This window comes from Sphingomonas pituitosa NBRC 102491, from assembly GCF_001598435.1.
Taxonomy (GTDB): domain Bacteria; phylum Pseudomonadota; class Alphaproteobacteria; order Sphingomonadales; family Sphingomonadaceae; genus Sphingomonas; species Sphingomonas pituitosa.
In genome coordinates, this window is record NZ_BCYY01000020.1 from 32,591 (window position 1) to 55,569 (window position 22,979).

At 68.9% G+C, this 22,979-nt stretch carries 19 protein-coding genes; 5 read left to right on the forward strand and 14 right to left on the reverse strand.

Features of this window, described 5'->3' with window-relative positions:
• Positions 1-2: 2 nt before the first annotated feature.
• Positions 3-1,004 carry a threonine aldolase family protein gene (locus SPI01S_RS15875; protein WP_066724678.1) on the forward strand — a complete coding sequence of 334 codons (1,002 nt, stop codon included), beginning with the start codon at positions 3-5 and terminating at the stop codon, positions 1,002-1,004.
• Positions 1,001-1,921 (forward strand): DMT family transporter, encoded by a 921-nt coding sequence (locus SPI01S_RS15880; protein ID WP_066724681.1) that lies wholly within the window; start codon positions 1,001-1,003, stop codon positions 1,919-1,921. The genes SPI01S_RS15875 and SPI01S_RS15880 overlap by 4 nt, the downstream gene beginning before the upstream one ends.
• Here the strand turns inward: SPI01S_RS15880 and SPI01S_RS21930 are convergent.
• Genes SPI01S_RS21930 through SPI01S_RS15890 form a run of 3 tightly spaced genes read right to left on the reverse strand, consistent with a single transcriptional unit; the run spans position 1,831 to position 5,942 of the window.
• Complete coding sequence (locus tag SPI01S_RS21930) at positions 1,831-2,604, reverse strand: Rossmann-fold NAD(P)-binding domain-containing protein (protein WP_373278320.1); 774 nt, start codon at positions 2,602-2,604, stop codon at positions 1,831-1,833. The genes SPI01S_RS15880 and SPI01S_RS21930 overlap by 91 nt on opposite strands.
• A 50-nt stretch (positions 2,605-2,654) precedes the next feature.
• Complete coding sequence (locus SPI01S_RS15885) at positions 2,655-4,268, reverse strand: M28 family peptidase (RefSeq protein ID WP_245653629.1); 1,614 nt, start codon at positions 4,266-4,268, stop codon at positions 2,655-2,657.
• A 21-nt stretch (positions 4,269-4,289) separates the two neighbouring features.
• The gene (locus SPI01S_RS15890; protein WP_066724687.1) at positions 4,290-5,942 is read right to left on the reverse strand and encodes a M28 family metallopeptidase; all 1,653 of its coding nucleotides are present in this window, start codon (positions 5,940-5,942) and stop codon (positions 4,290-4,292) included.
• 193 nt (positions 5,943-6,135) lie between these two features.
• Here SPI01S_RS15890 and pepN point away from each other — a divergent pair, with 193 nt between their 5' ends.
• Positions 6,136-8,724 (forward strand): aminopeptidase N, encoded by a 2,589-nt coding sequence (pepN, locus tag SPI01S_RS15895; RefSeq protein WP_066724690.1) that lies wholly within the window; start codon positions 6,136-6,138, stop codon positions 8,722-8,724.
• Positions 8,724-10,232, forward strand: coding sequence for an ABC1 kinase family protein (locus SPI01S_RS15900; protein ID WP_066724693.1), 1,509 nt, complete (start codon positions 8,724-8,726; stop codon positions 10,230-10,232). Before pepN ends, SPI01S_RS15900 begins: the two co-directional genes overlap by 1 nt.
• Before the next feature lie 39 nt (positions 10,233-10,271).
• Here SPI01S_RS15900 and SPI01S_RS15905 read toward each other — a convergent pair whose 3' ends face one another.
• Positions 10,272-11,891 (reverse strand): alkaline phosphatase D family protein, encoded by a 1,620-nt coding sequence (locus SPI01S_RS15905; RefSeq protein WP_066724696.1) that lies wholly within the window; start codon positions 11,889-11,891, stop codon positions 10,272-10,274.
• 267 nt (positions 11,892-12,158) lie between these two features.
• Between SPI01S_RS15905 and SPI01S_RS15910 the strand changes: the two genes are divergently transcribed.
• Positions 12,159-13,706 carry a glycosyltransferase family protein gene (locus SPI01S_RS15910; protein ID WP_066724699.1) on the forward strand — a complete coding sequence of 516 codons (1,548 nt, stop codon included), beginning with the start codon at positions 12,159-12,161 and terminating at the stop codon, positions 13,704-13,706.
• Here the strand turns inward: SPI01S_RS15910 and SPI01S_RS15915 are convergent.
• The 10 genes from SPI01S_RS15915 to pyrE form a co-directional block, all read right to left on the reverse strand.
• Positions 13,643-14,842, reverse strand: a complete 1,200-nt coding sequence (locus SPI01S_RS15915) for a glycosyltransferase (RefSeq protein WP_066724702.1) — start codon at positions 14,840-14,842, stop codon at positions 13,643-13,645. The genes SPI01S_RS15910 and SPI01S_RS15915 overlap by 64 nt on opposite strands.
• Before the next feature lie 8 nt (positions 14,843-14,850).
• The gene (locus SPI01S_RS15920; protein WP_066724705.1) at positions 14,851-15,369 is read right to left on the reverse strand and encodes a DUF2141 domain-containing protein; all 519 of its coding nucleotides are present in this window, start codon (positions 15,367-15,369) and stop codon (positions 14,851-14,853) included.
• Complete coding sequence (locus tag SPI01S_RS15925) at positions 15,366-16,274, reverse strand: hypothetical protein (RefSeq protein WP_066724708.1); 909 nt, start codon at positions 16,272-16,274, stop codon at positions 15,366-15,368. The genes SPI01S_RS15920 and SPI01S_RS15925 overlap by 4 nt, the downstream gene beginning before the upstream one ends.
• A 248-nt stretch (positions 16,275-16,522) precedes the next feature.
• Positions 16,523-18,589: a TonB-dependent receptor gene (locus tag SPI01S_RS15930; protein WP_066724710.1), complete on the reverse strand. Its 2,067-nt coding sequence runs from the start codon at positions 18,587-18,589 to the stop codon at positions 16,523-16,525.
• Entirely contained in the window at positions 18,582-19,223 is a 642-nt protein-coding gene (gene maiA / locus SPI01S_RS15935; protein ID WP_084253512.1) for a maleylacetoacetate isomerase, read from the reverse strand. The genes SPI01S_RS15930 and maiA overlap by 8 nt, the downstream gene beginning before the upstream one ends.
• A 4-nt stretch (positions 19,224-19,227) precedes the next feature.
• Positions 19,228-20,325 carry an AI-2E family transporter gene (locus tag SPI01S_RS15940; protein ID WP_066724714.1) on the reverse strand — a complete coding sequence of 366 codons (1,098 nt, stop codon included), beginning with the start codon at positions 20,323-20,325 and terminating at the stop codon, positions 19,228-19,230.
• The gene (lepB, locus tag SPI01S_RS15945) at positions 20,322-21,212 is read right to left on the reverse strand and encodes a signal peptidase I (protein WP_066724829.1); all 891 of its coding nucleotides are present in this window, start codon (positions 21,210-21,212) and stop codon (positions 20,322-20,324) included. The genes SPI01S_RS15940 and lepB overlap by 4 nt, the downstream gene beginning before the upstream one ends.
• 2 nt (positions 21,213-21,214) lie before the next feature.
• The gene (gene acpS / locus SPI01S_RS15950; RefSeq protein WP_066724716.1) at positions 21,215-21,625 is read right to left on the reverse strand and encodes a holo-ACP synthase; all 411 of its coding nucleotides are present in this window, start codon (positions 21,623-21,625) and stop codon (positions 21,215-21,217) included.
• Positions 21,626-21,629: 4 nt separating this feature from the next.
• Entirely contained in the window at positions 21,630-22,358 is a 729-nt protein-coding gene (locus tag SPI01S_RS15955; protein ID WP_066724718.1) for a pyridoxine 5'-phosphate synthase, read from the reverse strand.
• On the reverse strand, positions 22,355-22,939 hold the full coding sequence (pyrE, locus tag SPI01S_RS15960) for an orotate phosphoribosyltransferase (protein WP_066724721.1): 585 nt from the start codon (positions 22,937-22,939) through the stop codon (positions 22,355-22,357). The genes SPI01S_RS15955 and pyrE overlap by 4 nt, the downstream gene beginning before the upstream one ends.
• Positions 22,940-22,979 lie beyond the last annotated feature (40 nt).

Sequence of the window (22,979 nt, forward strand, 5' to 3'; positions counted from 1 at the left end):
CCATGCGCTTCTTTTCGGACAATGCCGCCGCCGTCTGCCCGCCCGTGCTCCAGGCGCTGGTGGACGCCAACACGCTCGACACCGCCTATGACGGCGATGCCTGGTCGAAGCGGCTCGACGGCGCGTTTTCGGAGCTGTTCGGGACGCAGGTCCGCGCGCTGTGGGTGCCAACCGGCACGGCGGCCAACTGCCTCGCGCTGACGGCGATGTGCGCGCCGCACGGCGGCATCGTCTGCCACCGCGACGCGCACATCCACTGCGACGAAGGCGGTGCCCCCGAATTCTACACCCACGGCGCCAAGCTGCTCACCGCCATCGGCCCGGGCGCCAAGCTGACGCCCGAGGCGATCCACGCGGTGGTCGATCCGATCCGCAACGACGTCCACCAGGTGCAGCCGCACGCGATCTCGATCACCAACGCCACCGAATATGGTCTGGTCTACACGCCCGACGAGGTCGCCGCGATCGGCGATCTGGCGAAGGCGCGGAAGCTGGGCCTGCACATGGACGGCGCGCGCTTCGCCAATGCGGTGGCGCATCTCGGCTGCCATCCGGGCGACGTCACCTGGCGCGCCGGGGTCGACGCGCTCAGCTTCGGTTTCGTCAAGAATGGCGGCATGAGCGCCGAGGCGCTGGTCTTCTTCCGCCCCAAGCTGGCCGACGTGACCCTCTATCGCCGCAAGCGCGCCGGGCTGCTCTTCTCCAAAGGCCGCTACCTCGCCGCGCAGCTGCTGGCGATGATCGAGAACGACCTCTGGCTTGCCAATGCCCGCGCTGCCAATGCCGGCGCGCGGCTCCTGGCCGAAGCGGCGGGCGACCGGCTGGTTCATCCGGTGCAGGCCAATGAAGTGTTCCTCAAGGCCAGTCCGGACGAAGCTGCAGGTTTGCGCGCGCTCGGCTTCGATTTCTACGACTGGGCCGAAGGCGAGGTCCGCCTCGTCACCAGCTGGGACCAGGCCGAAGACACCATCCGTCCGCTGGCGCAAGCGATCGCGGCACTGTGATCGGCGCGCCCGCCCCGCCCCGCTCGGCGCGGATCACCGTGCTGATCCCGTTCCTGCTGGTCACCCTGATCTGGGGCTCGACCTGGCTCGTCATCAAGGACCAGCTGGCGGTGGTGCCGCCGAGCTGGTCGGTAACCTATCGCTTCCTCGTCGCCGGTGTGACGACATTGCTCTGGGCGGCAGCGCGGCGCGACCGGCTGTGGCTCGATGCACGCGGGCTCACCTTCGCCGCGTGCCTGGGGCTTGCGCAGTTCGTGCTCAACTTCAACTTCGTCTACCGCGCGGAGGTGCACGTCACCTCGGGCGTGGTGGCGGTGGTCTATGCGCTGCTGCTGGTACCGAACGCGATCCTCGCGCGGATCTTCCTCGGCCAGAAGATGGGGCGACAGCTGCTGATCGGATCGGTCGTGGCGATGGCGGGCGTGGCACTGCTGTTCGTCCATGAAGCGCGGCTCAATCCCGTCGGCCCGCACGAGGCGCTGATCGGCATCGGCATCGCGCTCGCCGGCGTGCTCTCCGCCTCGGTCACGAACGTGATGCAGGCGACCGGCACCGCCAAGGCCTATCCGATGGCGACCACGCTCGGCTGGGCGATGCTGATCGGTGCCACGCTCGATGCAGGCTTTGCGCTGGCCACGGTCGGCCCGCCGGTGATCGAGACGCGGCCGGCCTATCTGCTCGGCATCCTCTATCTCGGCGTGATCGGATCCTCGATCACCTTCACCATCTATTTCCAGCTGATCCGCACCATCGGTCCCGCAAAGGCCGCGTACACCAGCGTGCTGATCCCGGTGATCGCGATGCTGCTGTCGACGCTGTTCGAAGGCTATCGCTGGTCGCTGCTCGCGGTAGGCGGCGGCGTGCTGGTGCTGGTCGGGCTGGTGCTGGCCTTGAGGGCGCGCAGGCCCAACCGGTAATCAGTGTAGCGCGGCCGCCAGCCGAGCAGCCGCTTCGCCTTGCCGTTCGCCACCCGCCGGTTCTCGGCATAGAAGGCACGCGAGGCGGCGCTGAGCGCCACCTCGTCCGGGGTCACCGCCGGGCCGGGATCGAGGCCCAGCAGCTCGGCGGCATAGGCGAGCACCTCGGCCTGCGGGGCCGGCAGATCGTCCGAGAGGTTGTATGCGCCCGGGGGTCCCTCGAACGCGGCGATGACGCCGGCGACGAGATCGTCGACATGGACGCGGCTGAACACCTGGCCGGGGAAGAACACCCGCACCGCTCCCGCCGCCATCCGCTCCAGCGCGGAGCGTTCGGGGCCGTAGATGCCGGGCAGGCGGAAGACATGCGCGTTCGGCAGGGCGCCCCAGCCACGGTCGGCATCGAGCCGGCCACCCCGCCGCCCGCGCAGCGGCGCGCTTTCGTCCACCCAGCCGCCGCCGGCATCGCCATAGACGCCGGTGGAGGAGAGATAGCCCAGCCACTTGCCGCCCGCCGCCAGGTCTGCGCCATAGGCCGCGAGCACCGGGTCCGCATCGCCCGGGGGAATGCTCGAGAGAATGTGCGTCGCCGCGGCGATCTCGGCGCGGGTGCGGTCCCGATCCGCGAAGGTGGCGCGAGTGACGGTCGCCACCGCGCCGCCGTCGGCCTGCACCGCCGCCATCAGCCGCGAAGCGGTATAGCCGGGGCCGAAGACCAACAACCGCACCCTGTTCACTCCGCGCCCGCGCCCCCGAACAGCGTTCCGAAGAAATCACCCCTGTTCCAGCTCGGCCGCGCATCCCCGTTGGCGAGCGCGCGCACCGTGGCGAGGCCGACATGCTTGTACTGCACCGCCGAATTCCAGTCGAACGGCAGGTCGATCTGGTCCGACGGCTTGTGGTAATTCTCGTCGAGGAACTTGCGCGCCGCCACCGCGCCGGTGCCGCCGGGGCCCGTGTCGATCGACACGGCCGGGATGCCGGCCTGCACGAAGCTGTAATGGTCGGAGCGGACGAAGAACATCTCCTCCGGCTCCGGATCGGGCACCACGCCCAGTCCCTCGGCCTTGGCTGCCGCTGCCACCGCCGGGCCGATGCTCGACCGCTCGCCGCCCAGCACGACCAGGTCGACCAGCGGATAGGTGAGGATCGGCATGTCGAAATTGACGTCCGCAACCACCGAGCCCCTGGGGACGGTGGGGAAATGGGCGAAATAGTCGGAGCCGATCAGCCCCTTCTCCTCGGCGGTCAGCGCCACGAACAGCAGCGAACGCCGCGGCTTCTTGCCGCTTTCCTGGATCGCCTTGGCGATCTCGAGCACCATCGACACGCCGATCGCATTGTCCATCGCGCCGTTGTAGATCGCGTCGCCCTTCACCGGCTCGCCCACGCCGACGTGATCGAGATGGGCGGAAAGCACCACCGCCTGCGCCTTGAGCGCGGGATCGCTGCCCTCAATCATCCCCACCACGTTGCGGCTATCGCGCGTCGACAACCGGGTCTTGCTGGCCACGGCCAGGGTGCCGGTGAGCAGCCCGGTGGGCATGCGCCCGCCCTTGGTCTGCGCCGCGAGCACATCGGACCAGCGGATCTTTGCGCCCTCGAACAGCTTGGCGGCGCCGGCCAGGCTGACATAGCCGACCACCGGTGCCCGGGGCGACACGTCGTTGGCGACGCCGTCCGGGCCCGCCCAGCCGGTACGCGGATAGGCGTAGATCTCGGCGTAGCGTGCCAGATTGTACTTGCTGGCGCGCTCGACCGTTTCGATGATCAGCACCGCCTTGGCGCCGCGCGCCGCCGCCAGCCGCGCCTTCTGCCCGTCGTCGCCGAAATGCGCGTTGACTTCGTTCGGCAGCCCCTTGGGCGTGCGGCCGAGGATCGCGACGATCTTGCCGCGTACGTCCAGGCCCTTGTAGTCGTCGCGCTTGCCCTCGGGATAGACGATCCCGTAGCCCGCGAACACGACCTCGCCCTCGGTCTTGAAATCGGGCGCGGAAGGCACCGGCTCGTTGACGAAATCCTTGCCGAAGGCGAAGGCCACGTCCTTGTCACCGCGCTTGAGTGTCCAGACCGCCTTTTCGGCGGGCCGATAGGTGGTGAGCTTCACCGGCTGGAACCAGCTGCCGTTGGCGCCGGGCTTGAGCCCGATCGCCAGCATCCGCGCCGCGACATATTCTGCCGCCACGTCGAAATCGCGCGTCCCTGCCTCCCGGCCACGCAGGGCATCGGAGGCGAGGAACTGGACATGCGCCTTGATGCCGGCCTGCTCGGGCGTGAGCGGGGCGGCCTGCTGCGCCAGCGCGGGGCTGGCGAACAGCATCAGGGCGAGCAGCGGGCGAAGCGTCATCACGATCAGGTCCTTCCGGGCTTACTTGGCGCCGGGGCCGTCATAGGTGAGGCCGAAGAAGTCGCCCTTGTTCCACACCGGCTTTTCGGCGCCATTCGCGATGGCGTTCGCGATGCGGAAATTCACATCGACGAAGCGCACGCCCGACTGCCAGTTGATCGCCGGCTGCTGGTCGATCTGGTCCGAGGGCTGGTGATAGTGGTTCTTCATGAAATGGTCGATCGCCGCGCGGCCCGGGCCACCGGCACCCGGCCACAGGAACACCGAGGGCACGCCCTTGCGCACGAAGTTGTAATGGTCGCTGCGCACGAAGATATTTTCGCCGGGCAGCGGATCGTCCGACATTTTCACGCCGATCTCCCCCGCCGCCTTGGCGACGATCGGGCCCAGCGTCGAATGGTTGGCGCCGTACACCACGATATCCTCGAACGGATAGGTGATGATCGGCATGTCGAGGTTCACGTCGGCGACGATCGTGCCCTTCACCGTGGGGTTGTTGGAGAAATAGTCGGAACCGACCAGCCCCTTCTCCTCCGCGGTCACCGCCAGGAACAGGATCGAGCGGCGTGGGCGCGTGCCCGCCGCCTTGAAGCGCTTTGCCTCCTCGATCAGCGAGGCGGTGCCGATCGCGTCGTCGAGCGCGCCGTTGTTGATCGTGTCGCCCTTCGCGTCGGGCCGACCGACGCCGATATGGTCGAGGTGCGCGGAAAGCACGACCACTTCGCCTGCCAGCCTGGGATCGCTGCCCTCGATCATGCCGGCGACGTTGAAGCTCGGCATCGGCGTCAGCGTGGTCTTGGTCGCGATCGTCAGCGTGGCGGGCAGCTGGATTGCCTTGAAGGTGGCGCCGTCCACCGCCGCGGCCTTGGCGATCGCCGCCCAGGGGGTCTTGGCGCCGGCAAACAGCTTCTCGGCACCCGCGAGGCTGAGCAGCCCGAGGCCCGGCACGCCGGGCGCAGCGATATGGCCGGTGCCGTCGGCATTGCCCCAGGTGACCCGCGGGCGGCCCGCATAGGCGGCGTACATCGAAAACGGACGGCTCTTGGCGGTGAGCGGAGATTCGAGCGTGATATAGCCGACCGCACCGTGCTTCTTCGCGATCTCGGCCTTGGCGGCCGGGTTCTGGAAGTGCGCGCCTTCCTCGCCGGGGAAGCTTGACGGCGCGCCGCCGAAGAAGGCGACGATCTTCCCCTTCACGTCGACGCCCTTATAGTCGTCGCGGCCAAGCCCGACGATGCCATAGCCGACGAACACCACCGGCGCGGTGACGCTGTATTCGGGCTTCTCCGGGTTCGCGCCGGCGATGAAGTCCTTGCCCGCCTCGAGCGCGACCGGCGGCGCCTTGGCGCGGCCGATCGACATCGCGCCGGTGCCCTCCAGCTTGTAGCTGACCAGCGGCACCTTCTGCAGGTAGCCGCCGTCATCGCCGGCCGGCTTCAGCCCGGCGGCATAGAATTGCGAAGCGACGTAATTGGCGGCGATCTCGAATTCCGGCGAGCCTGCATCGCGCCCCTTCAGCGCGTCCGAGGCGAGGAACATCACATGGCTCTTCAACGCCGCCTGGTCGGCGGGGAGCGGGGCCGTGATGACGGCGTTTCGCTCGGCGGCGGTCTGGGCGAACGCGGGGGACGCCGCGCAAAGGACGAGGGCAAACGGCGCAGTCGATCGAAGCATCGGGGATCCCTGGAAGTCGCAACAATATTTCAAGCCTAGCAGGGCATCGTTCGTCGTCAATCGGTCGAACCGTTCGTCGCAGCATTTCCTTTCCGAAACGATTTTGCCGCGTGGCAAGCAGCGCTTTTCCCGCACATGGAAATCGACAGAATTAGAGTAGCAGGCGCCGCCGCTTGTCCTATATCCCACCGGTATGAGTGACGCCCGCATCGCCGCCGCAGCTCCCCAGGCCATTCGCCGCGAGGACTATCGTCAACCCGACTGGCTGGTGCCGGAAATCGCACTGGACTTTGATCTCGACCCCGCCGCGACCCGCGTGCGCGCCGCGCTCCACGTCACCCGCAACGGCGCGCATGATCGCGCGCTGGTGCTGAACGGCGACGGCCTGGTCGCCGTATCGGTCAAGGTCGATGGCGCGGACGCCGCGGGCTGGCGGATGGACGGGCAGGATCTCGTGATCCCGCTTACCGGCGACGCGCACACGATCGAGACCGAAGTGGTGATCGCGCCGGAGCGCAACACCCAGCTCCAGGGCCTCTACGCCTCGTCGGGGATGCTCTGCACCCAGTGCGAGGCCGAGGGCTTCCGCCGCATCACCTTTTTCCCCGATCGGCCGGACGTGCTCTCCACGTACAAGGTCCGGATGACCGCCGACAAGGCGCGCTTCCCGGTGCTGCTCGCCAATGGCGACCCGATCGCACAAGGCGATGGCGAGAACGGCCGCCACTGGGCGGAGTGGCACGATCCGTTCCTGAAGCCGAGCTATCTGTTCGCACTGGTCGCGGGTGATCTCGTCGCCAATACCGGCACGTTCACGACGATGTCCGGCCGCGAGGTGCAGCTCGGCATCTATGTCCGCGCGCCCGACCTGCCCAAGACCGATCATGCCCTCCACGCGCTGAAGCTCAGCATGAAGTGGGACGAGGACGTCTATGGCCGCGAGTACGATCTCGACGTGTTCAACATCGTCGCGGTCGACGACTTCAACTTCGGCGCGATGGAGAACAAGGGGCTGAACGTCTTCAACAGCCGCTACATTCTCGCCGACCCCGATACCGCCACCGACTGGGACTATGACGCGATCGCCGCGGTGGTCGCGCACGAATATTTCCACAACTGGTCGGGCAACCGCGTCACCTGCCGCGACTGGTTCCAGCTGAGCCTGAAGGAAGGCTTCACCGTCTTCCGCGACCAGAGCTTCTCGGCCGACCAGGGCTCGGCGGCGGTCAAGCGGATCGAGGATGTGCGCAGCCTCCGTGCGAGCCAGTTCCCCGAGGATGCCGGCCCGCTCGCCCATCCGGTCCGCCCGGACGAGTATATCGAAATCTCGAACTTCTACACGGCGACGATCTACAACAAGGGCGCCGAGCTGATCCGGATGATGGCCACCATCCTGGGGCCGCAGAAATTCCGCGCGGCGACCGACCTCTATTTCGATCGGTTCGACGGCACTGCCGCCACCTGCGAGGATTTCGTGGCGAGCATGGAAGAGGCCGGCGGCGTCGATCTCGGCCAGTTCCGCCGCTGGTACAGCCAGGCCGGCACCCCGCGCGTCTCGGCCAACCTGATGCAGGACGGCGCCACCACCCGGCTCGCGCTCGCCCAGACCGTACCGCCGACGCCGGGCCAGCCGGTCAAGGAGCCGATGGTCCTGCCGCTCAAGATCCGCCTGTTCGGCGAGAAGAGCGGCACGCCGCTGATCGACGAACAGCTGGTGCTGCTCGACAAGCCCGAGCAGGAACTGCGGTTCGAAGGGCTGGCCGAGCGCCCGGTGCTTTCGATCAATCGCGGCTTCTCGGCGCCGGTGATCGTCGACGCCAATCGCAGCGCCGCCGATCTGGCGTTCCTCTCGGCGCATGACGACGATCCCTTCGCGCGCTACGAAGCGATGCAGCAGCTGATGCTCGATACGCTGGTGGCCGCGGTGACCACCGGCAAGGGCGAGCATGCAGCGCTGATCGACGCCGTCCGCAATACGCTGACCGATCCTTCGCTCGACCGCGCCTTCATCGCAGAAGCCGTGCTGCTCCCCTCGGACAGCTTCATCGGCGACCAGATGGCGGTGGTCGATCCCGAGGCGATCTTCCGCGCGCGGGAAGCCCTGCGCGCCGATCTCGGCAACCTGCTCGCGGCCGAATGGCGCGCCGCCTATGAAGGCGCGCGGGCCAACCGCTTCGAATATTCGCCGGCAGCCAAGGGCGCGCGCCGCCTGAAGAACGTCGCACTCGGCTATATCGCCGCGAGCGGCGCGAGCGACGCGGCGGAACTCGCCTTCGCCCAGTTCGACGCGGCCGACAACATGACCGATCGCCAGGGCGGCCTCGCCACGCTGGTCAACGGTGCGTCGTCCTTCCGCGAACAGGCGATCGAGGCCTTCTACCAGCGCTATGCCGGCAACGCGCTGGTGCTGGACAAGTGGTTCCAGACCCAGGCGCTTTCCTCGCGCGACGATACGCTGGCGGCGGTCGAGAAGCTGGCCGCGCATCCGGACTTCACCCTCGCCAACCCGAACCGGGCACGCGCGCTGGTCGGCGCGTTCAGCATCAACCAGCGGGCGTTCCACGATCCTTCGGGCCGCGGCTATCGCTTCGTCGCGGACCAGCTGATCGCGCTCGACAAGCTCAACCCGCAGACCGCCGCCAAGCTGGTGCCGCCGCTCGGCCGGTGGAAGCGCTTCGATCCGGCCCGCGCTGCGCTGATGCGGGGCGAGCTGGAGCGGATCGTCGCCAGCCCCGGCCTCAGCAAGGACATGTTCGAGCAGGCCACCAAGTCGCTCGACTGATGCTCCGGCTGCTCACCGCCACGGTGCGCGACTCCGCCCGCGTGCGGACCGTTGCGGCCGTGGCGGCACGCTTCGGGCTGGGCGTGCTGCTCGAACGGCTGGGGTTCGCCGGCGAGGCGGACGCCGCCGACCCGGAAACCGGCGCGCTGCCGCTGCCCCGCCGCACCCGGTTGGCGCTGGAGGCGCTGGGCCCCACCTATGTGAAGATCGGCCAGATCCTGGCGACGCGCGGCGACCTGCTGCCGCCCGACTGGATCGCCGAACTGGAACTGCTCCAGAGCGCCGCCCCCACGCTGCCGTTCGAGGAAATCCGCGGCGAAGTGGAAGCGGCACTCGGCATGCAGCCCGAACAGGCCTTTGCCTGGTTCGACGCCACCCCGCTCGCCGCCGCGTCGATGGCGCAGGTCCACCGCGCCCGGCTGGCGGACGGCCGCGAGGTGGTGCTCAAGGTCCGCCGCCCCGGCATTCGCGCGGCGATGGAGGCAGACCTGCGGCTGATCGGCGAGCTTGCCGCGCTGGTCGCGCGGAGCAGCGCCGAGGCGCGCCGCTTCGAACCCGTCGCGCTCGCCCGCCAGCTGCGCCAGGCGCTGATCGAGGAGCTCGACTTCACCAACGAAGGCCGCAACGCCGATCTGCTCCGCGCCGACATGACCGGCAGCCCCCGCGTCGTGGTGCCGGAAATCCATTGGCAATGGACGTCCGAAACGCTGCTGGTAATGGACTTCGTCGACGGTACGAAGCCGGTCTCGGGCGAGGCCTTGCGCGCGGCCGGCATCGATCCCGAGGCGATCGCCGAACTCGGCGCCGACACCGTGATCGCAATGGTGCTGGTCAACGGCCGCTTCCATGCCGATCCGCACCCCGGCAACCTGCTCTGCCTGCCCGGCGACCGGCTGGCGCTGCTCGACCTCGGCTCGATCGGGCATATCGGCCCGAAGCGGCGCGACGAATTCATCGCCTTCGTGCTGGCGCTGACCGGCGGCAATGCGCGGTCGCTGGCGGACACGCTGGCGCTGTGGAGCGACGGCCATGACGTCCCCCGCCGCACGATCGATCGTGCGGCCGAGGCGATCGTCCAGCGCCATGGCGGCGGCACGCTGGTCCTTTCGGCGATGATGCCCGATTTCCTGCGGCTGCTGCGCGAGGAGGGGCTGGTGCTGCCGCCGGACCTGCTGCTGGTGTTCAAGGCGATGGTGACGCTGGACGGCGTGCTCGCCCGCATCGCACCGGGCTTCGACCTGTCGGGTGCGATCCGCCGTGCGCAAGTGGCGCTGGTCGCCAATCGCTTCGGCCCCGCGCGGATGGCGGCGAGTTCGGCGGCGCTGGCGATGGCGCTGGCGGAGCTGGGCGAGGACGCCCCGCGCCTGTTGCGGGCGGCGGCTGCCCGGCTGGAGACGCCGCCCGTCGATACCGGCACGGCCCGCGCGATCGCCCAGGCCGGCCGCTGGATCGCCACGTCCCTGCTGGCCGGCACCGCGCTGATCGCTGCCGCACTCTGGCTGCGCTGAGCCATCGGCCCCCTCCCGCAGCCGGGAGGGAGCACGGCATCATGCCATCACGTTGCGGCCGCGCTGCACGATCGCGCTGTGCCCCACACTCGCCTTCAGGCTGCGCGCGGTGACGGTCTCGACGAACACCCAGTCGTTGCGCGCCTGATCGGGCGTGAGCGTCAGCGCCATGTAGCCGCGGCGGCTGGTGTCGCACCATTTCAGCTCGGGATTGGCGCGCACCATGGCGGCAGCCACCAGCTTGGGATCGGTCTTGAGCGCGCTCTCGAACCCCGGCGAGGTCACCGCATGGCCCGCGAATTCGACGCCCGCGGCCTTGCCGTCCTGTGCGAGATCGAACGCCCAGGCATTGTGGCTGTCGCCGCACACGACGAGCAGGTTGGCGCCCATGCCTTGCGAGGATTTGAGGAACCGCGCACGCGCCGCCGGATAGCCGCCCCAGCTGTCATAGCCGAGCGGCAAGCCCAGTCTGCCCGCCGTCACGCCCGCCTGGACATAGGCCCTGGCGCGCGGATCGGCGTCCGGTGCCAGCCAGCCCATCGCATCGGCCGGGGTCGACAGATTGCCCAGGATCGTGCCGAAGCCGACCACCTGCCAGCGCTGCCCCGCCTGCACCGAGCGGCGCATCGCATGATCCAGCCACACCTCCTGCTCGCTGCCCAGCATCGTCACGGCCGGATCGTGCCAGGGGCCGTCGCGGAAGGCGGTGAGCGCCTTGACCGGATCGGCGTCCTTGAACAGCGGCGCGACATCGGGCTGCTGGCTGCGCGCGAGCAGCCGGCTCTCGGTGCGGAAGAAGGTCGCCAGCGTGCCGATCTCGTAGCTGCCCCACGGCGTCTCGGAGACCGGCATCCACTCGCGGAACACCTGCATCGCCGCGGCCTTGCGCGCGCTCCAGTCGCCTTCGTCGTCCTGATGATTCTCGGCGCCGCCTTCCCAGCTGTCATTGGCGCTTTCATGGTCGTCCCACTGGACGAGCATCGGCTTGGCCGCGTGCAGCGCCTGCAGATCGGGGTCGGCGCGGTAGCTGGCATAGCGCAGGCGATAGTCGGCAAGGTGGATCATCTCGCCGGCGGGCTCGGGCCAGCGGCCGCCGATCGCGCCGCCGGCGGGGGCATAGCCGCCCTGCTTATACTCGTAGAGATAGTCGCCGAGATGGACCCACAGGTCGATGTCGTCGCGCGCCGCCGCGTGACCATAGGCGTTGAAATAGCCGAACGGCAGATTCGAGCAGGAGAAGATCGCGATGCCGAAGCGGCGCGCATCGCCCAGCGGCAGCGTCTTGGTGCGGCCGACGGGGGAAAAGCTGCCGTCGGGCGCCACGAAGCGGTAGAAATAGCGCGTGTCCGGCGAAAGCCCCGCCACCGTCACTTTCGCGGTGTGGTCGCGCCACGGCCCGGTGATCTGCTCGCCTTCCGCCACGACGCGGGCGAAGTCGGCGCTGGCGGAGACCTGCGCGCGCAGCTTCACCGCGCCGCCATCGGCCGGGACGTAGCGCGTCCACAGCAGCATCGTGTCGGGACCGGGCTCGCCGCTCGCCACCGAATGGGTGAAGCCGCGCGCCGTCGCCTGGGCGAGCGCCACGCCCGGCAGCGACAATGCACCGATCCCGAGCGTTCCGGTGAGCAATAGCGAGCGGCGGTCGATACGGAATTTCATCTGGTCGCGTCCCTTTTTCGGTCCGCCGCTCCGTGCCGCCAATTGGTGTCGTGTTCGTGACAGCTGAACAAAGCTCGGCTAGGCAAAGACCCGAATCGGCATTTGGGGCGTTGAAAATGGGGGAACGCACCTGCCGGACGGGAAACCCGCCGGCCGCAAAGAGACGAAGGCGTACGTGAAGCTATCTCGAACTGCGCGGGGCACGGCCCGGCCGCACCGTGACGACCGCACGGCATCGCATGGCGTCGAACCAGGCACGGCGCGCTGATGGCAACGCGCGTTGCTACGGTCGCCGTCGGTGCGCCCAAAGCGGGCCTGGGAGCGGCGGCAGCGGCACTGCCGCGCTGGCTGGTCCTGTTCGCCACCGCCGTCGCGGTTCGCGCCGTCACCTTCGGCAACCCGCTCGTGGCCGTGGACGAACAATTCTACTGGGTCACTGCCCAGCGGATGCTGCACGGTGCCGTGCCCTTCGTGGACATCTGGGATCGCAAGCCGGTCGGCCTGTTCCTGCTCTACCTCCCCGCCGCCGCGCTGGGAATGCCCTGGGGAATCCTTGCCTATCAGCTGATGGCGCTGGCCTGCGTGGTGCTGACCGCGGGCATGATCGCCCGAATCAGCGACAGGGTGGGCTGGCAGGCCGGCGCGCTGCCGGCCGCGCTGCTCTACATCCTCATGCTGAACGTGGTCGACGGCCAGGGCGGCCAGGCGCCGATCTTCTACAACCTGCTGACCATAGGCGCGGTCGCGCTGCTGCTGCCTCGGCCGACCGATCGCGACGGCGACCCCGTCCGCGTAGGTCGCAACCTGCTGGCGATGCTGCTGATCGGCCTGGCCCTGCAGGTGAAATACACCGTGCTGTTCGAAGGCCTGTTTTTCGGCCTCTGGCTGCTCCGCCGCGAGGCGGTGCTGGGCGCCGGGCTGCACCACATCGCACGGCGCGGACTGGGCTATGCCGGAATGGCGATGCTGCCCACGCTGCTGGCTGCGGCAACCTATGCGTGGCTCGGCCAGTTCGATGCCTGGGCCTATGCCAATTTCGGCTCGATCCTCGATCGCCGCGGCGATCCCTTCATCGATCTCGTCGGCGCCTTTTTCGAAGTGATGGTACCGCTGGCGCCGCTGCTGGTGCTGAGCGGCCTCGGCTGGGCGCGGCTGCGGCGCGGCCGCGCGGTAACGCCGGCGGCGCGGCTGCTGATGGGCTGGCTGATCGCCGCGATGGTCGGGCTGCTCGTCTTCGGTTCCTGGTACCCGCATTACGCGCTGCCGGTGCTGGTACCCGCCAGCCTGTGCTGTGCCGCGACCTTCGCGCAGGACCGCCGCGCCCGCCGCGTGATCGCGCCCGCGCTACTGGCGGTGGCGCTGGTAGCCGGCACGCTCTGCGTGGTCGTCGCGCAGGCCAAGCGCGGCAATGCGGCGCAGCTGGCGGCGATCGCCGACGGGATCGGCCATGGCAGCGGCTGCCTGTACGTGCACTCGGGCAATTCGATGCTCTACGGCGCGACCGAGCGCTGCGCGCTGAGCCCCTGGCTGTTCCCGGATCACCTGTCCCGCGAGCGGGAGGACGGTGCGCTGGGCATCGACCAGATCGCCGAAGTCGATCGCATCTTCGCGCAGCGGCCGGCGGTGGTGGTGATGCGCACGCCGTTCCGCGGCGAGCGCCCGGCGGTGCGGGCCCGGGTCCAGCACTATCTGCGCCGGCTCGGCTACGGCGTGCGCGGCACCTATCTGCTCGGCACCGTGCCGACCACCGTCTATGCGGCGCCGGCGGTTTCCGCGGCGGCACCGCCCCGGCGCGCGGCGAGCAGGCCGGCATAATAGTCCATCAGCGCAGCGGCGTGGTCGGCGTCGCTGCGTACCTTCGCTGCGCCTATCCGGGCGGCATGCCGCAGGATCGTCTGGTCGCGCGCGAACAGGCGGCGGATGGCATCGGCAGCCGAGAGCGTGTCGCGGGCGGCGTAGGTTTCCGCGAAGTGCGGATCGGCGATCTCGGCGAAACCGCCCTCGTCGGGCCCGATCAGCGGCAGCCCGGAGGCCAGCGCTTCCCATGCGACGAGCCCGAACGGCTCCGCATCCGATCCATGGATCAGGCCGTCGCAGCTCGCCATGATGCGCGACAGCCGCAGCCGGTCATATACCGGGCGGAAGATGCGGATGTGCGGGCTGTCGGCGATCAGCGCTTCCAGCTGGTGCCGCTGCGGGCCGTCGCCCAGCAGCATCAGCCCCACCGGCAGATCGTTCGCCGCCGCCTCCACTGCCTCGATCACCAGCGGCCAGCGCTTCTCCTTGTGGTGGCGCCCCAGGCCGAGCAGCAGATGCCCCTCCGGCGGCAGGCCAAGCTGGGCAAGCAGCGACACGCGCAGCTTCTCGTCGCGCAGGTCCGGCGAGAACCAGCCGCGGTCGATCCCGAGCGGTACCGAGGCATCGACGTTCAGCCCGCGCCGCTCGAATCGCTTGGCGAGCGCGGGGCCGTTGGTGACGAAGGCATCATAATGGCTGAGGAAGCGCGCCATGTAGCGGGTGTACCAGCCGAACGCCTGTTCCACCTGCAGCGGCGTGGCGACGCTGTCGAGCCAGCGCTGCGGATAGGTGCCGACCAGATCGCCATGGGCGAAATAGACCTTCAGCGCATCGCCCTGCCAGCGCCCCACCGTCCAGGCCGGCAGCCAGGGTGAGCTGTTCTCGACGATGTCGGGCTTGAGCCGGTCGAGCGCTTCCCAGACCGGCTCGTCCTTGACGAAGATGCGATAATTGCGGTCGAGCAGCAGCGGCGGGGCCTTGATCCAGTGGATCGCGCCGCCCCCCGGCCGCTCCTCCACCGCCGTCTCGGCGCCAGGCGCGACGACGATCAGCTCGTGCCCCAGATCGGCCATCAGGCCCATCTTGCGGTCCAGATAGGTGCGCACCCCGCCGCCCGTGGGAGAGTAGAACTCGTTGACGTCAACGATGCGCATGCAGGCCCTCAGTTGAGCGGCGCAAAGCCCCCGAGCCCGCGCAGATACTGCGCTCGAATGTTCACGTTGGTCACTCCGTTCCCGACGTGCACGATCGCCTGACGCAATTTGGGACGGCTGCGGCCGAGGCGCTGGTTCGACGGGAAGCCCGCGCCGTCGGTCCAGAAGTCGAACTTGTTCTTGCCGTCCCGGTCGTGGGTGAACAGCACGGCATAGGTGCCCGGCGCGGGCACCCGGATGCACATCACCACCGCGCCGGCGTGCGGCGTGTCGGCCCAGATGCGCCGGAAGGTCTTGCCTTCCTTCGCCAGGTCGCGATCGTCCTTGAGGAAATCCTCCTCGGTCGCGGGGTAGAGTTCCAGCTTCAGCCGGCCGGCGCGATCCTTGAGGCCGCTGACCTCGACCTGGATGGCGGGGCCGCGCCCGCTGCTGCAGGCGGCGGCATCCTCGCCGAGCACCTGTGCCGACGCGCCGGGTGCGGCGGTGGCAGCAAGCACGGTCGCGACAAGAAGGGCGGAGCGGTTCATGCGTCTTTCCTCGTGAGCAGTGCATGCAGGCCGAAGCCCGCGATCAGGATCATATGGGCAACCAGCGACAGCCCGGCGATCAGCGCCATCAGCTCGGACAGCGCCTCGCCCTGGCCGATGATCATGATGGCGAAGCTGGCGAACAGCAGTTCCTTGTTCGGGACCAGCGGCAGGCGCCAGGCGAGCAGCCGCCCGGCGGAAAGCAGCAGCCAGATGCCGACCGAGACCTGCGGCATCGCGAAATGCCAGGCGAAGGCGACCAGCACCGAGCTGGTGATGATGCGCACGCAGTGGATGCCGAACACCCACCACAGCTGTCCGCGGGGGAGCGAGAAGACCCGCTTCGAAAAGATCAGAAAGGGCAGCGACATCGCGAAGATCACCGCGATCGAGCCCATCAGCGTGTTGAACTCGGCCGGCTTCAGCAGGTCGATGCCGAACGGCAGCGCGAGGGCGAGCACCGCCAGCGTCATCGCGTTGCCGGCAATGGCGGAAAGGATCGTCACGTCCTTCACCGCGCCGAACGGGGCCGCCACCATCTGCGTGCGCTGGCGCGCCCAGGCGTAGAAATAGGCCTCGCCCGAATAGCCGAGCAGCACTTCGTTCGCGATCCGCTTCTTGTGGAGCGCGATCATCCCGTCGATCGGAATGCGCCACAGCTTGCGGAAGATGATGAAGTCGAAGGTCGGCGAGCAGATGTAATAGAACAGGAAAACGACGTAGAAGCGCGGATCGGCGGGCATGGCGAGCTTGGCAACCCCGCCGCCGAACAGCTCGCGCGCCAACCCCACCACCATCAGCAGCGTGAGCGCGCCGCCGAGCCACATCGGCCAGCGGCGCTTGATCTTCTCGACGGGCTCCAGCCCTGCCAGATCGGGTGCAGCCGGAACCGCTGCTTCGGCCATGCGCGTGTTCACCGAAGCGTCCCCAGCCTGCCTGTTCAATCCATTCAAAAGCGCCACCGAAAAGACCGAAACACTCTCACTCTTCCGCGGATCGGCGCTCCCGGCTCTCCGGCGCGTCGCGCGACATCAGGGTGTTTCGCAACACATTGCGGTTTATTCCGGCAGCGATTTGGGCGTTACAAAGGCAAACCGCAAGTAGAGGGCCAGCCCGGCCCGGCCCGCCGCGCGCGCTGGAGGCGGCGCACGCCTCAGCGCATCGCGTAGCGCAGCCCGATCCAAAGCGTGCGCGGGGTGGCGCGTTCGATGACGCCGCCGCCGCTGATTCCCGCCTGCACCTCGGCATCGAACAGGTTCTCGGCCCGGCCCTCGACCCGCAGCCTCCCCGTGACCGGCACGCCCAACGTGGCATCCACCGTCCAGGCTGAATCGAGCCGCGCGCTGTTCTGGTCGTCCTCGAACCGTTCGCCCGCGTAACGCGCGGTGATCGACGCATTGGCCGGCGCCGTCCGCCAGGCGAGCGTCGCCGAACCCTGGAAGCGCGGCGTCTGCGCCGGTCGCAGCCCGTCGAGCGATGCCGCGGCGCCCGAGGCTTGCACGCGGGAATCGGCATAGGCCCAGGAGCCTGCCAGGCTCCACGCGCCGAGCGACCACCGCGCGTCCAGCTCGATGCCCTTTGCCTCCACCGCGTCGAGGTTCTGCCGCTGGCGATAGGCGCCAGACGCAGAGACGAAGCCGACGCCGGGGAAGGTCCCCGGGCCGCGCGCCAGCGTCACATTGGCGATCGCGCCGTCCAGCCGGTTCCAATAGCCGGTTGCGCGCACGACGAGATCCGGCGCGGGGCGCAGATCGATGCCGAGCTCCCCGCCCCATAGCCGCTCGGGATCGAGGCCGGCATTCGCCGCCGTGGCGTCCGCCCCGGCGCGGAACGGGCGGTAGAGTTCGTTCAGGGTCGGCAGGCGCCACCCCCGATACCCCGCGGCCCGCAGCGTGACCGGGCCCAGCGCATAGGCGGCACCCAGCCGCCCGGTCGGCTCCCAGCCATGGCGGTTGCCGTAGCGCGTGTCGGTGAGGACGGGACCGGATGCCAGCGGCACCTCGACCAGGCTGCCGTCGGTGATCGTCCAATGATCCAGCCGGCCGCCGGCATCCAGCGTCCATCCCCCGCCGGAATAGCCGGCATTGGCGAAGCCGCCGGTGGTGAGGCTCGCGCCGCCCGCGACGCGCCGCCGCGTCGGACTGGTGCCGACGAAGGTGTAGAGCTCGCGCGTCTCGCCGGAAACGCGGCGAAGATCCCCGCCCAGCCGCAGCGTCACGCCCCCGCCGACCGGCGGTGCGACTTCGATCCGGCCGCCGATGCCGGTCGCCGGGACGTCCTGCTGCACGACGGGACTTACGGTGTCGCGCGCGGCGGAGATGCTAGCGAAGCCGCTCTCGAACTGTCGCACCTGCAGATAGGCAAGCGCGGACCAGCCCCACTCGCCCTTCTGCCCGTTGCCGCGGCGGACGAGGCGCAGGCTGGCATCGGCGCCCTTGCTCCGCACGTCGGTAAAGGCGGTGCCGCGGTCGCGCTGGTCGATAAAGCCGGAGACGTTGGTCTGGAGTTCGGTGCCGCCCCCCAGATCGGCGACGCCGCGCACCGCGACGCTTGCCTGCTCGTACGGCGCGGCGCGGTCGACGCGGCCGGGGTTGACGATCGGCACGAAGCCGTCGCTGCGGCCATATTGCCCGGCGAGGGTGAGGAACCCGCCGTTCACCGGCACCGCCGCCACGGCACTGGCGTCGACGCTGTCGCGGCTGCCATAGAAACCGGCGAGGTTCAGCGTGCCGAGTTCGGCCGGGGTGCCGCTCTCCAGTTCGACGGTTCCTGCGAGTGCGCCGGGCCCGGCAAAGCCGCTGCCGCCGCCGCGCGTCACCCGCACGCCGGCCAGGCGCCCCGGCATATAGGCGGGGAACGGCACCCAGCCGCCGAACGGATCGGTCTGCGGCACGCCGTCGAGCAGCAGCAGCGCGCGGCTGGAGGCATTGCCGCCCAGTCCGCGCAGCGTGATGCCCTGGCTGGTCGGATGCGCGGAGGTGGAGGTGGAGCGCCGGAACTGCGCGAGGCCCGCGACGTCGGCCAGCACGTCCTCGATCCGGTTGCTCGCCGTGTCGGCCAGCCGCGCCCGGTCGATCGTTACCACGTCATAGGCGGCGTCGCCCGGCGGCACGTCGAGCCCGCGGCCGGTGACGATGATCTCGGTCGGCCCCGATTCCTGCGCGATGGCCGGCGCCGCCACGCACAGCGCCGCGACGGCGCACCCCAGTCTTTCAAGCATTCGGTGCGACTCGATCCGGATGGGCGGCGGCGAAGGCCGGATGCGCGACGGCCGCCGCTTCCGCCTGCAGCAGGAGAGGATAGGCATCCAGCGGCACGGCGAAGCGCCGGGCGTTGAACAATTGGGGCACGAGGAAACAGTCGGAGACGTCAGGAGCGGCACCGCCGAGGAAAGGGCCCCCGCCGCCGGCATTGCGAACCATCGCCTCCAGCGCCGTGAACCCCTCGGTCATCCAGTGCGCCGTCCAGGCCGATCGGGCTTCCGCGCCGGCGCCCACCTGCTGCTCGAGATAGCGCATGACCCGCAGGTTGTTGATCGGGTGGATGTCCATGCCGATCACCATTGCCCGCGCCAGCGCTTCCGCCCGCGCGTCCGGGTCCACCGGGATCAACCGCGGCTCGGGATAGCGGGCGTCGAGCCAGTCGAGGATCGCCAGGCTCTGGGTGAACACCCGCCCCTCCGCCTCCAGCGCGGGCACCAGTCCCTGCGGGTTGCGCGCGAGATGCTCGGGGCTCCGCTGGGCATTTTCCAGCAGGGGCACCTCGTGGCGGACATAGCCCACCTCCTTCAGGTTCAGCGCGATCCGCACCCGGTAGCCCGCCGAGGAGCGGAAATAATCGTGCAGCACCAGCATGGGCTCAATCCTCGTCGGGATGGTCTTCGCCCTTCGGCTTCTTGCCGTTCTGGCGGGCGTTGCTCTCCAGCGCGACCTTGATCATCGCCACCATCGGATCGGCCAGCGCCAGGCCGAGGATGCCGAAGAGCGTGCTCGCCAGGATCTGCGAGGAGAGCGTCAGCGCCGGGGGCAGATCGACGGTGCGCTTGGCGACCATCGGAATCACCACATAGCCGTCGAAATTCTGCACCGCGAAATAGATGATCAGCGCCCAGATGCCGGTTTCCTGGCCCGCGCTGAACCCCACCGCCGCCATCAGCACGCCGGAGATGATCGCGCCGACATTGGGGATGAAGGCCAGAACGCCGGTGATGATGCCGAGCAGCAGCGCCATCGGCACCCCTGCGATGCTGAGGAAGATCCAGGTCAGCACGCCTTCAAACAACATGCCGAGCAGGCGGCCGGCGAGCAGGCGGCGCATCGTCGTCGCCATGCCGCCCAGCATCTGCGCGAAGGCATGGCGCTGGTCGAGCGGCACCATCCATTGCAGCCCGCGCTCGTAGATGCGGGGATCCAGCGCCACGAACAGGCCGATGATCAGGATCATGATCATGCTGGTGACCGCGCCGATCGCGGTGCCCACGGCGGTGGTGAGCCGCCCGATCGAGCCGAGCCCCTCGCGGACCAGCCCGTTGAGGTCCGACCGCCCTGGCATCAGCCCCATGTCCGCGGCCCAGCGCGCAACGCGATTGGCCTGCGCCTCCAGCGTGGTGCGCAACTGCTCCGCCTGATCGGCTATCTGCATGCCGGTGCGGTAGAAGACGAGGCCGAAAAAGGCGAAGACCAGCAGCAGCACCAGCGCGATGCGCAGGCCGCGCGGAATCGGCAGCACCTTGCCGATCAAGCGCGCGCCGCCGTCGAGCATCGAAGCGAAGACGAGGCCGCCGAAGATGATCAGCAGCGGCTGGACCAGCAGCACGACGAGCGCGATGCCCACGGCCATGCCCAGCCAGACGGCCGCCTTCTTGAACTCGGCGCGGGTTGCGGGGTCGCGAAACTCGTTCGGGCCCGGCTCGCGCACGACGCGGACGCGCGCGGACTCCAGCGGATCGTTGCTCATTTATCCTCGTGGGTAGGGTGCAGCGAAATGCCGAACCGGTCCCCACGGAAACCCGTGAACCACGTCAGCGGGTTCCAGGTGGAAGAGCCGTCGCGCGAAAAAGTGATGAATTCGGCCCGGCCGCCGATATTTTCCCACGGCACCGGGCCGCCCAGCCCGCCCTGGTCCAGGCCGAACCGGCTGTCGGCGCTGTTGTCGCGATTGTCCCCCATCAGGAACACATGATCCTTCGGCACGACGGTCGGCGGGAAATTGTCGCCGGCGGAGTCGCCCAGATCGGCGACGTCGTAGCTGGCGCCGTTCGGCAGCGTCTCGCGGAACAGGGTCAGGCTGCAATAGGCCTTGCCCTGGTGCACGACCCGGCGGCCTTCGTAGAAGATCGAGCCGCCACGCTCGGGATCGGGGTCGCAGCGGGTGTTGCCGTCGATCGGCACCAGCCGGTCGCCCAGCGGCTCGCGCCGCACCGCCACGCCGTTCAGCCAGACGACGCCGTCGCGCACCGCGATCGTATCGCCGGGCAGGCCGATCACGCGCTTGATGTAATCGGTGCTGTGCTGCGGCGGCGTGACGATGACGATGTCGCCGCGCGCCGGCAGGCGGCCGAGGATGCGGCCGGGGATCGGCGGCAGCAGGTGGAAGGTCGGCGTGACGAAGGAATAGCCATAGGGATATTTGCTGACGATCAGCTGGTCGCCCACCCGCAGGTTCGGCAGCATCGATTCCGACGGGATGTAGAAGGGCTTGGCGATGAGGCTGTGGAAGGCCAGCACGCCCAGCACCAGCCAGACGAGACCGCGCAGTTCGGCCCACCAGTCGGTGCCTTGCCGGGTGGCGCTCTGGCGTCGCTCGCTCCGCTTGCTGCGCAACACCAGTTCGTCCACCCCCATCATCATTCCTTTTCCGCCGGCACGGCCTCGATCATCACCATCGCGAACGCCCAGGGTTGATCGTCCGTGAGCGTCAGATGCACCTTGGCCACGTGTCCCGCGGGCGTCATGGCGTCAAGTCTCGCCTTGGCGCCGCCGGTCAGCGCGAGCGTGGGTGCGCCGGACGGTGCATTAACCACGCCGATGTCCTTCATGAACACGCCGCGTTTGAAGCCGGTTCCGACCGCCTTGGAAAATGCCTCCTTCGCCGCAAAGCGCTTGGCGAGCGTGGCAGCGTAATTGTGCGGTCGCTTCGCGGCCTTGGCGAGCTCCAGATCGGTGAACACCCGCTGTTCGAACCGCTGGCCGTAGCGATCCAGCGAATTCTGGATCCGCTCGATGTTGCAGAGATCGGAGCCGAGGCCGAGGATCATGCGCTCACCGCGCCGAATCCATCAGATCCCGCATCCGCCGGACGACCGGCCCCAGCCCGTCGAAGATCGCTTCACCGATCAGGAAATGGCCGATGTTGAGTTCCATCACCTGCGGGATCGCGGCGATCGGCACGACATTGTCGAAGGTGAGGCCGTGGCCGGCATGCGGCTCGATGCCGTTGCGCGCCGCCAGCGCCGCCGCATCGGACAGGCGCTTCAGCTCCGCCGCCAGCGCTTCGCCGACCAGCTCGGCATAGGCGCCGGTGTGCAGCTCGATGACCGGCGCGCCGAGTCGGATGGCGGCATCGATCTGCCGTGCCTCGGGCTCGATGAACAGCGACACGCGGCTGCCGTTGTCGCGCAGCTTGGCCACCATCGGCGCGAGCTGGTCGAACATGCCCGCCGCGTCGAGCCCGCCCTCCGTGGTGCGCTCCTCGCGCTTCTCCGGCACGATGCAGACGGCGTGCGGGCGGTGGCGAATCGCGATCGCCAGCATCTCCTCGGTCGCCGCCATCTCCAGGTTGAGCGGCACGGTAAGCTCGGCGACCAGCCGGGCGATATCGACGTCGGTGATGTGCCGGCGATCCTCGCGCAGATGGGCGGTGATGCCGTCCGCCCCGGCTTCCGCCGCCAGCAGCGCTGCGCGCACGGGATCGGGATAGCCGCTGCCACGCGCATTCCGCACGGTGGCAACATGGTCGATATTGACCCCGAGGCGCAGCTTGCCGGTCATGCCACGATGGCCCTGCTCCCGGGCTTGATCGCCGGGATCGCCGCCAGCTCGGGCGGCAGTTGGTCCGCCGGATAGGCCGGCACGTCCAGCTTGGTCAGCGCGATCAGCGGCACGCCGACATCGGCCTTGCCGTTCGAGCGATCGACGATGCAGGCCGCGCCCAGCAGCGTGCCGGGGTGCTTCTGGATCGCGGCGATGCACTCGCGCGAGGAAAGACCCGTCGTCACGATGTCCTCCACCATCACCACGCGGGCGCCTTCGGGAATCTCGAAGCCGCGGCGCAGCTGGAATTCGCCGTCCTCGCGCTCGACGAACACCGCCTTGCAGCCCAGCGCCCGCGCCGTTTCATACCCGGGGATGATGCCGCCGATCGCGGGGGACACGACCATGTCGACCTCGCCGAAGGTCTCGCGAATCAGCTTGCCCAGCGCGCCGCACACGCGTTCGGTACGTACTGGATCTTCGAAAATACGCATCTTCTGGAGAAATACGGGAGAGCGCAAACCCGAAGACAGGATAAAATGCCCCTCAAGCAACGCGCCTGCGTCGCGAAATTCGTCGAGGATGGCGTCTCCGGTCAATGTCTGGGCTCCTGAAGTCAACGGTGGAACGATCCTTTAA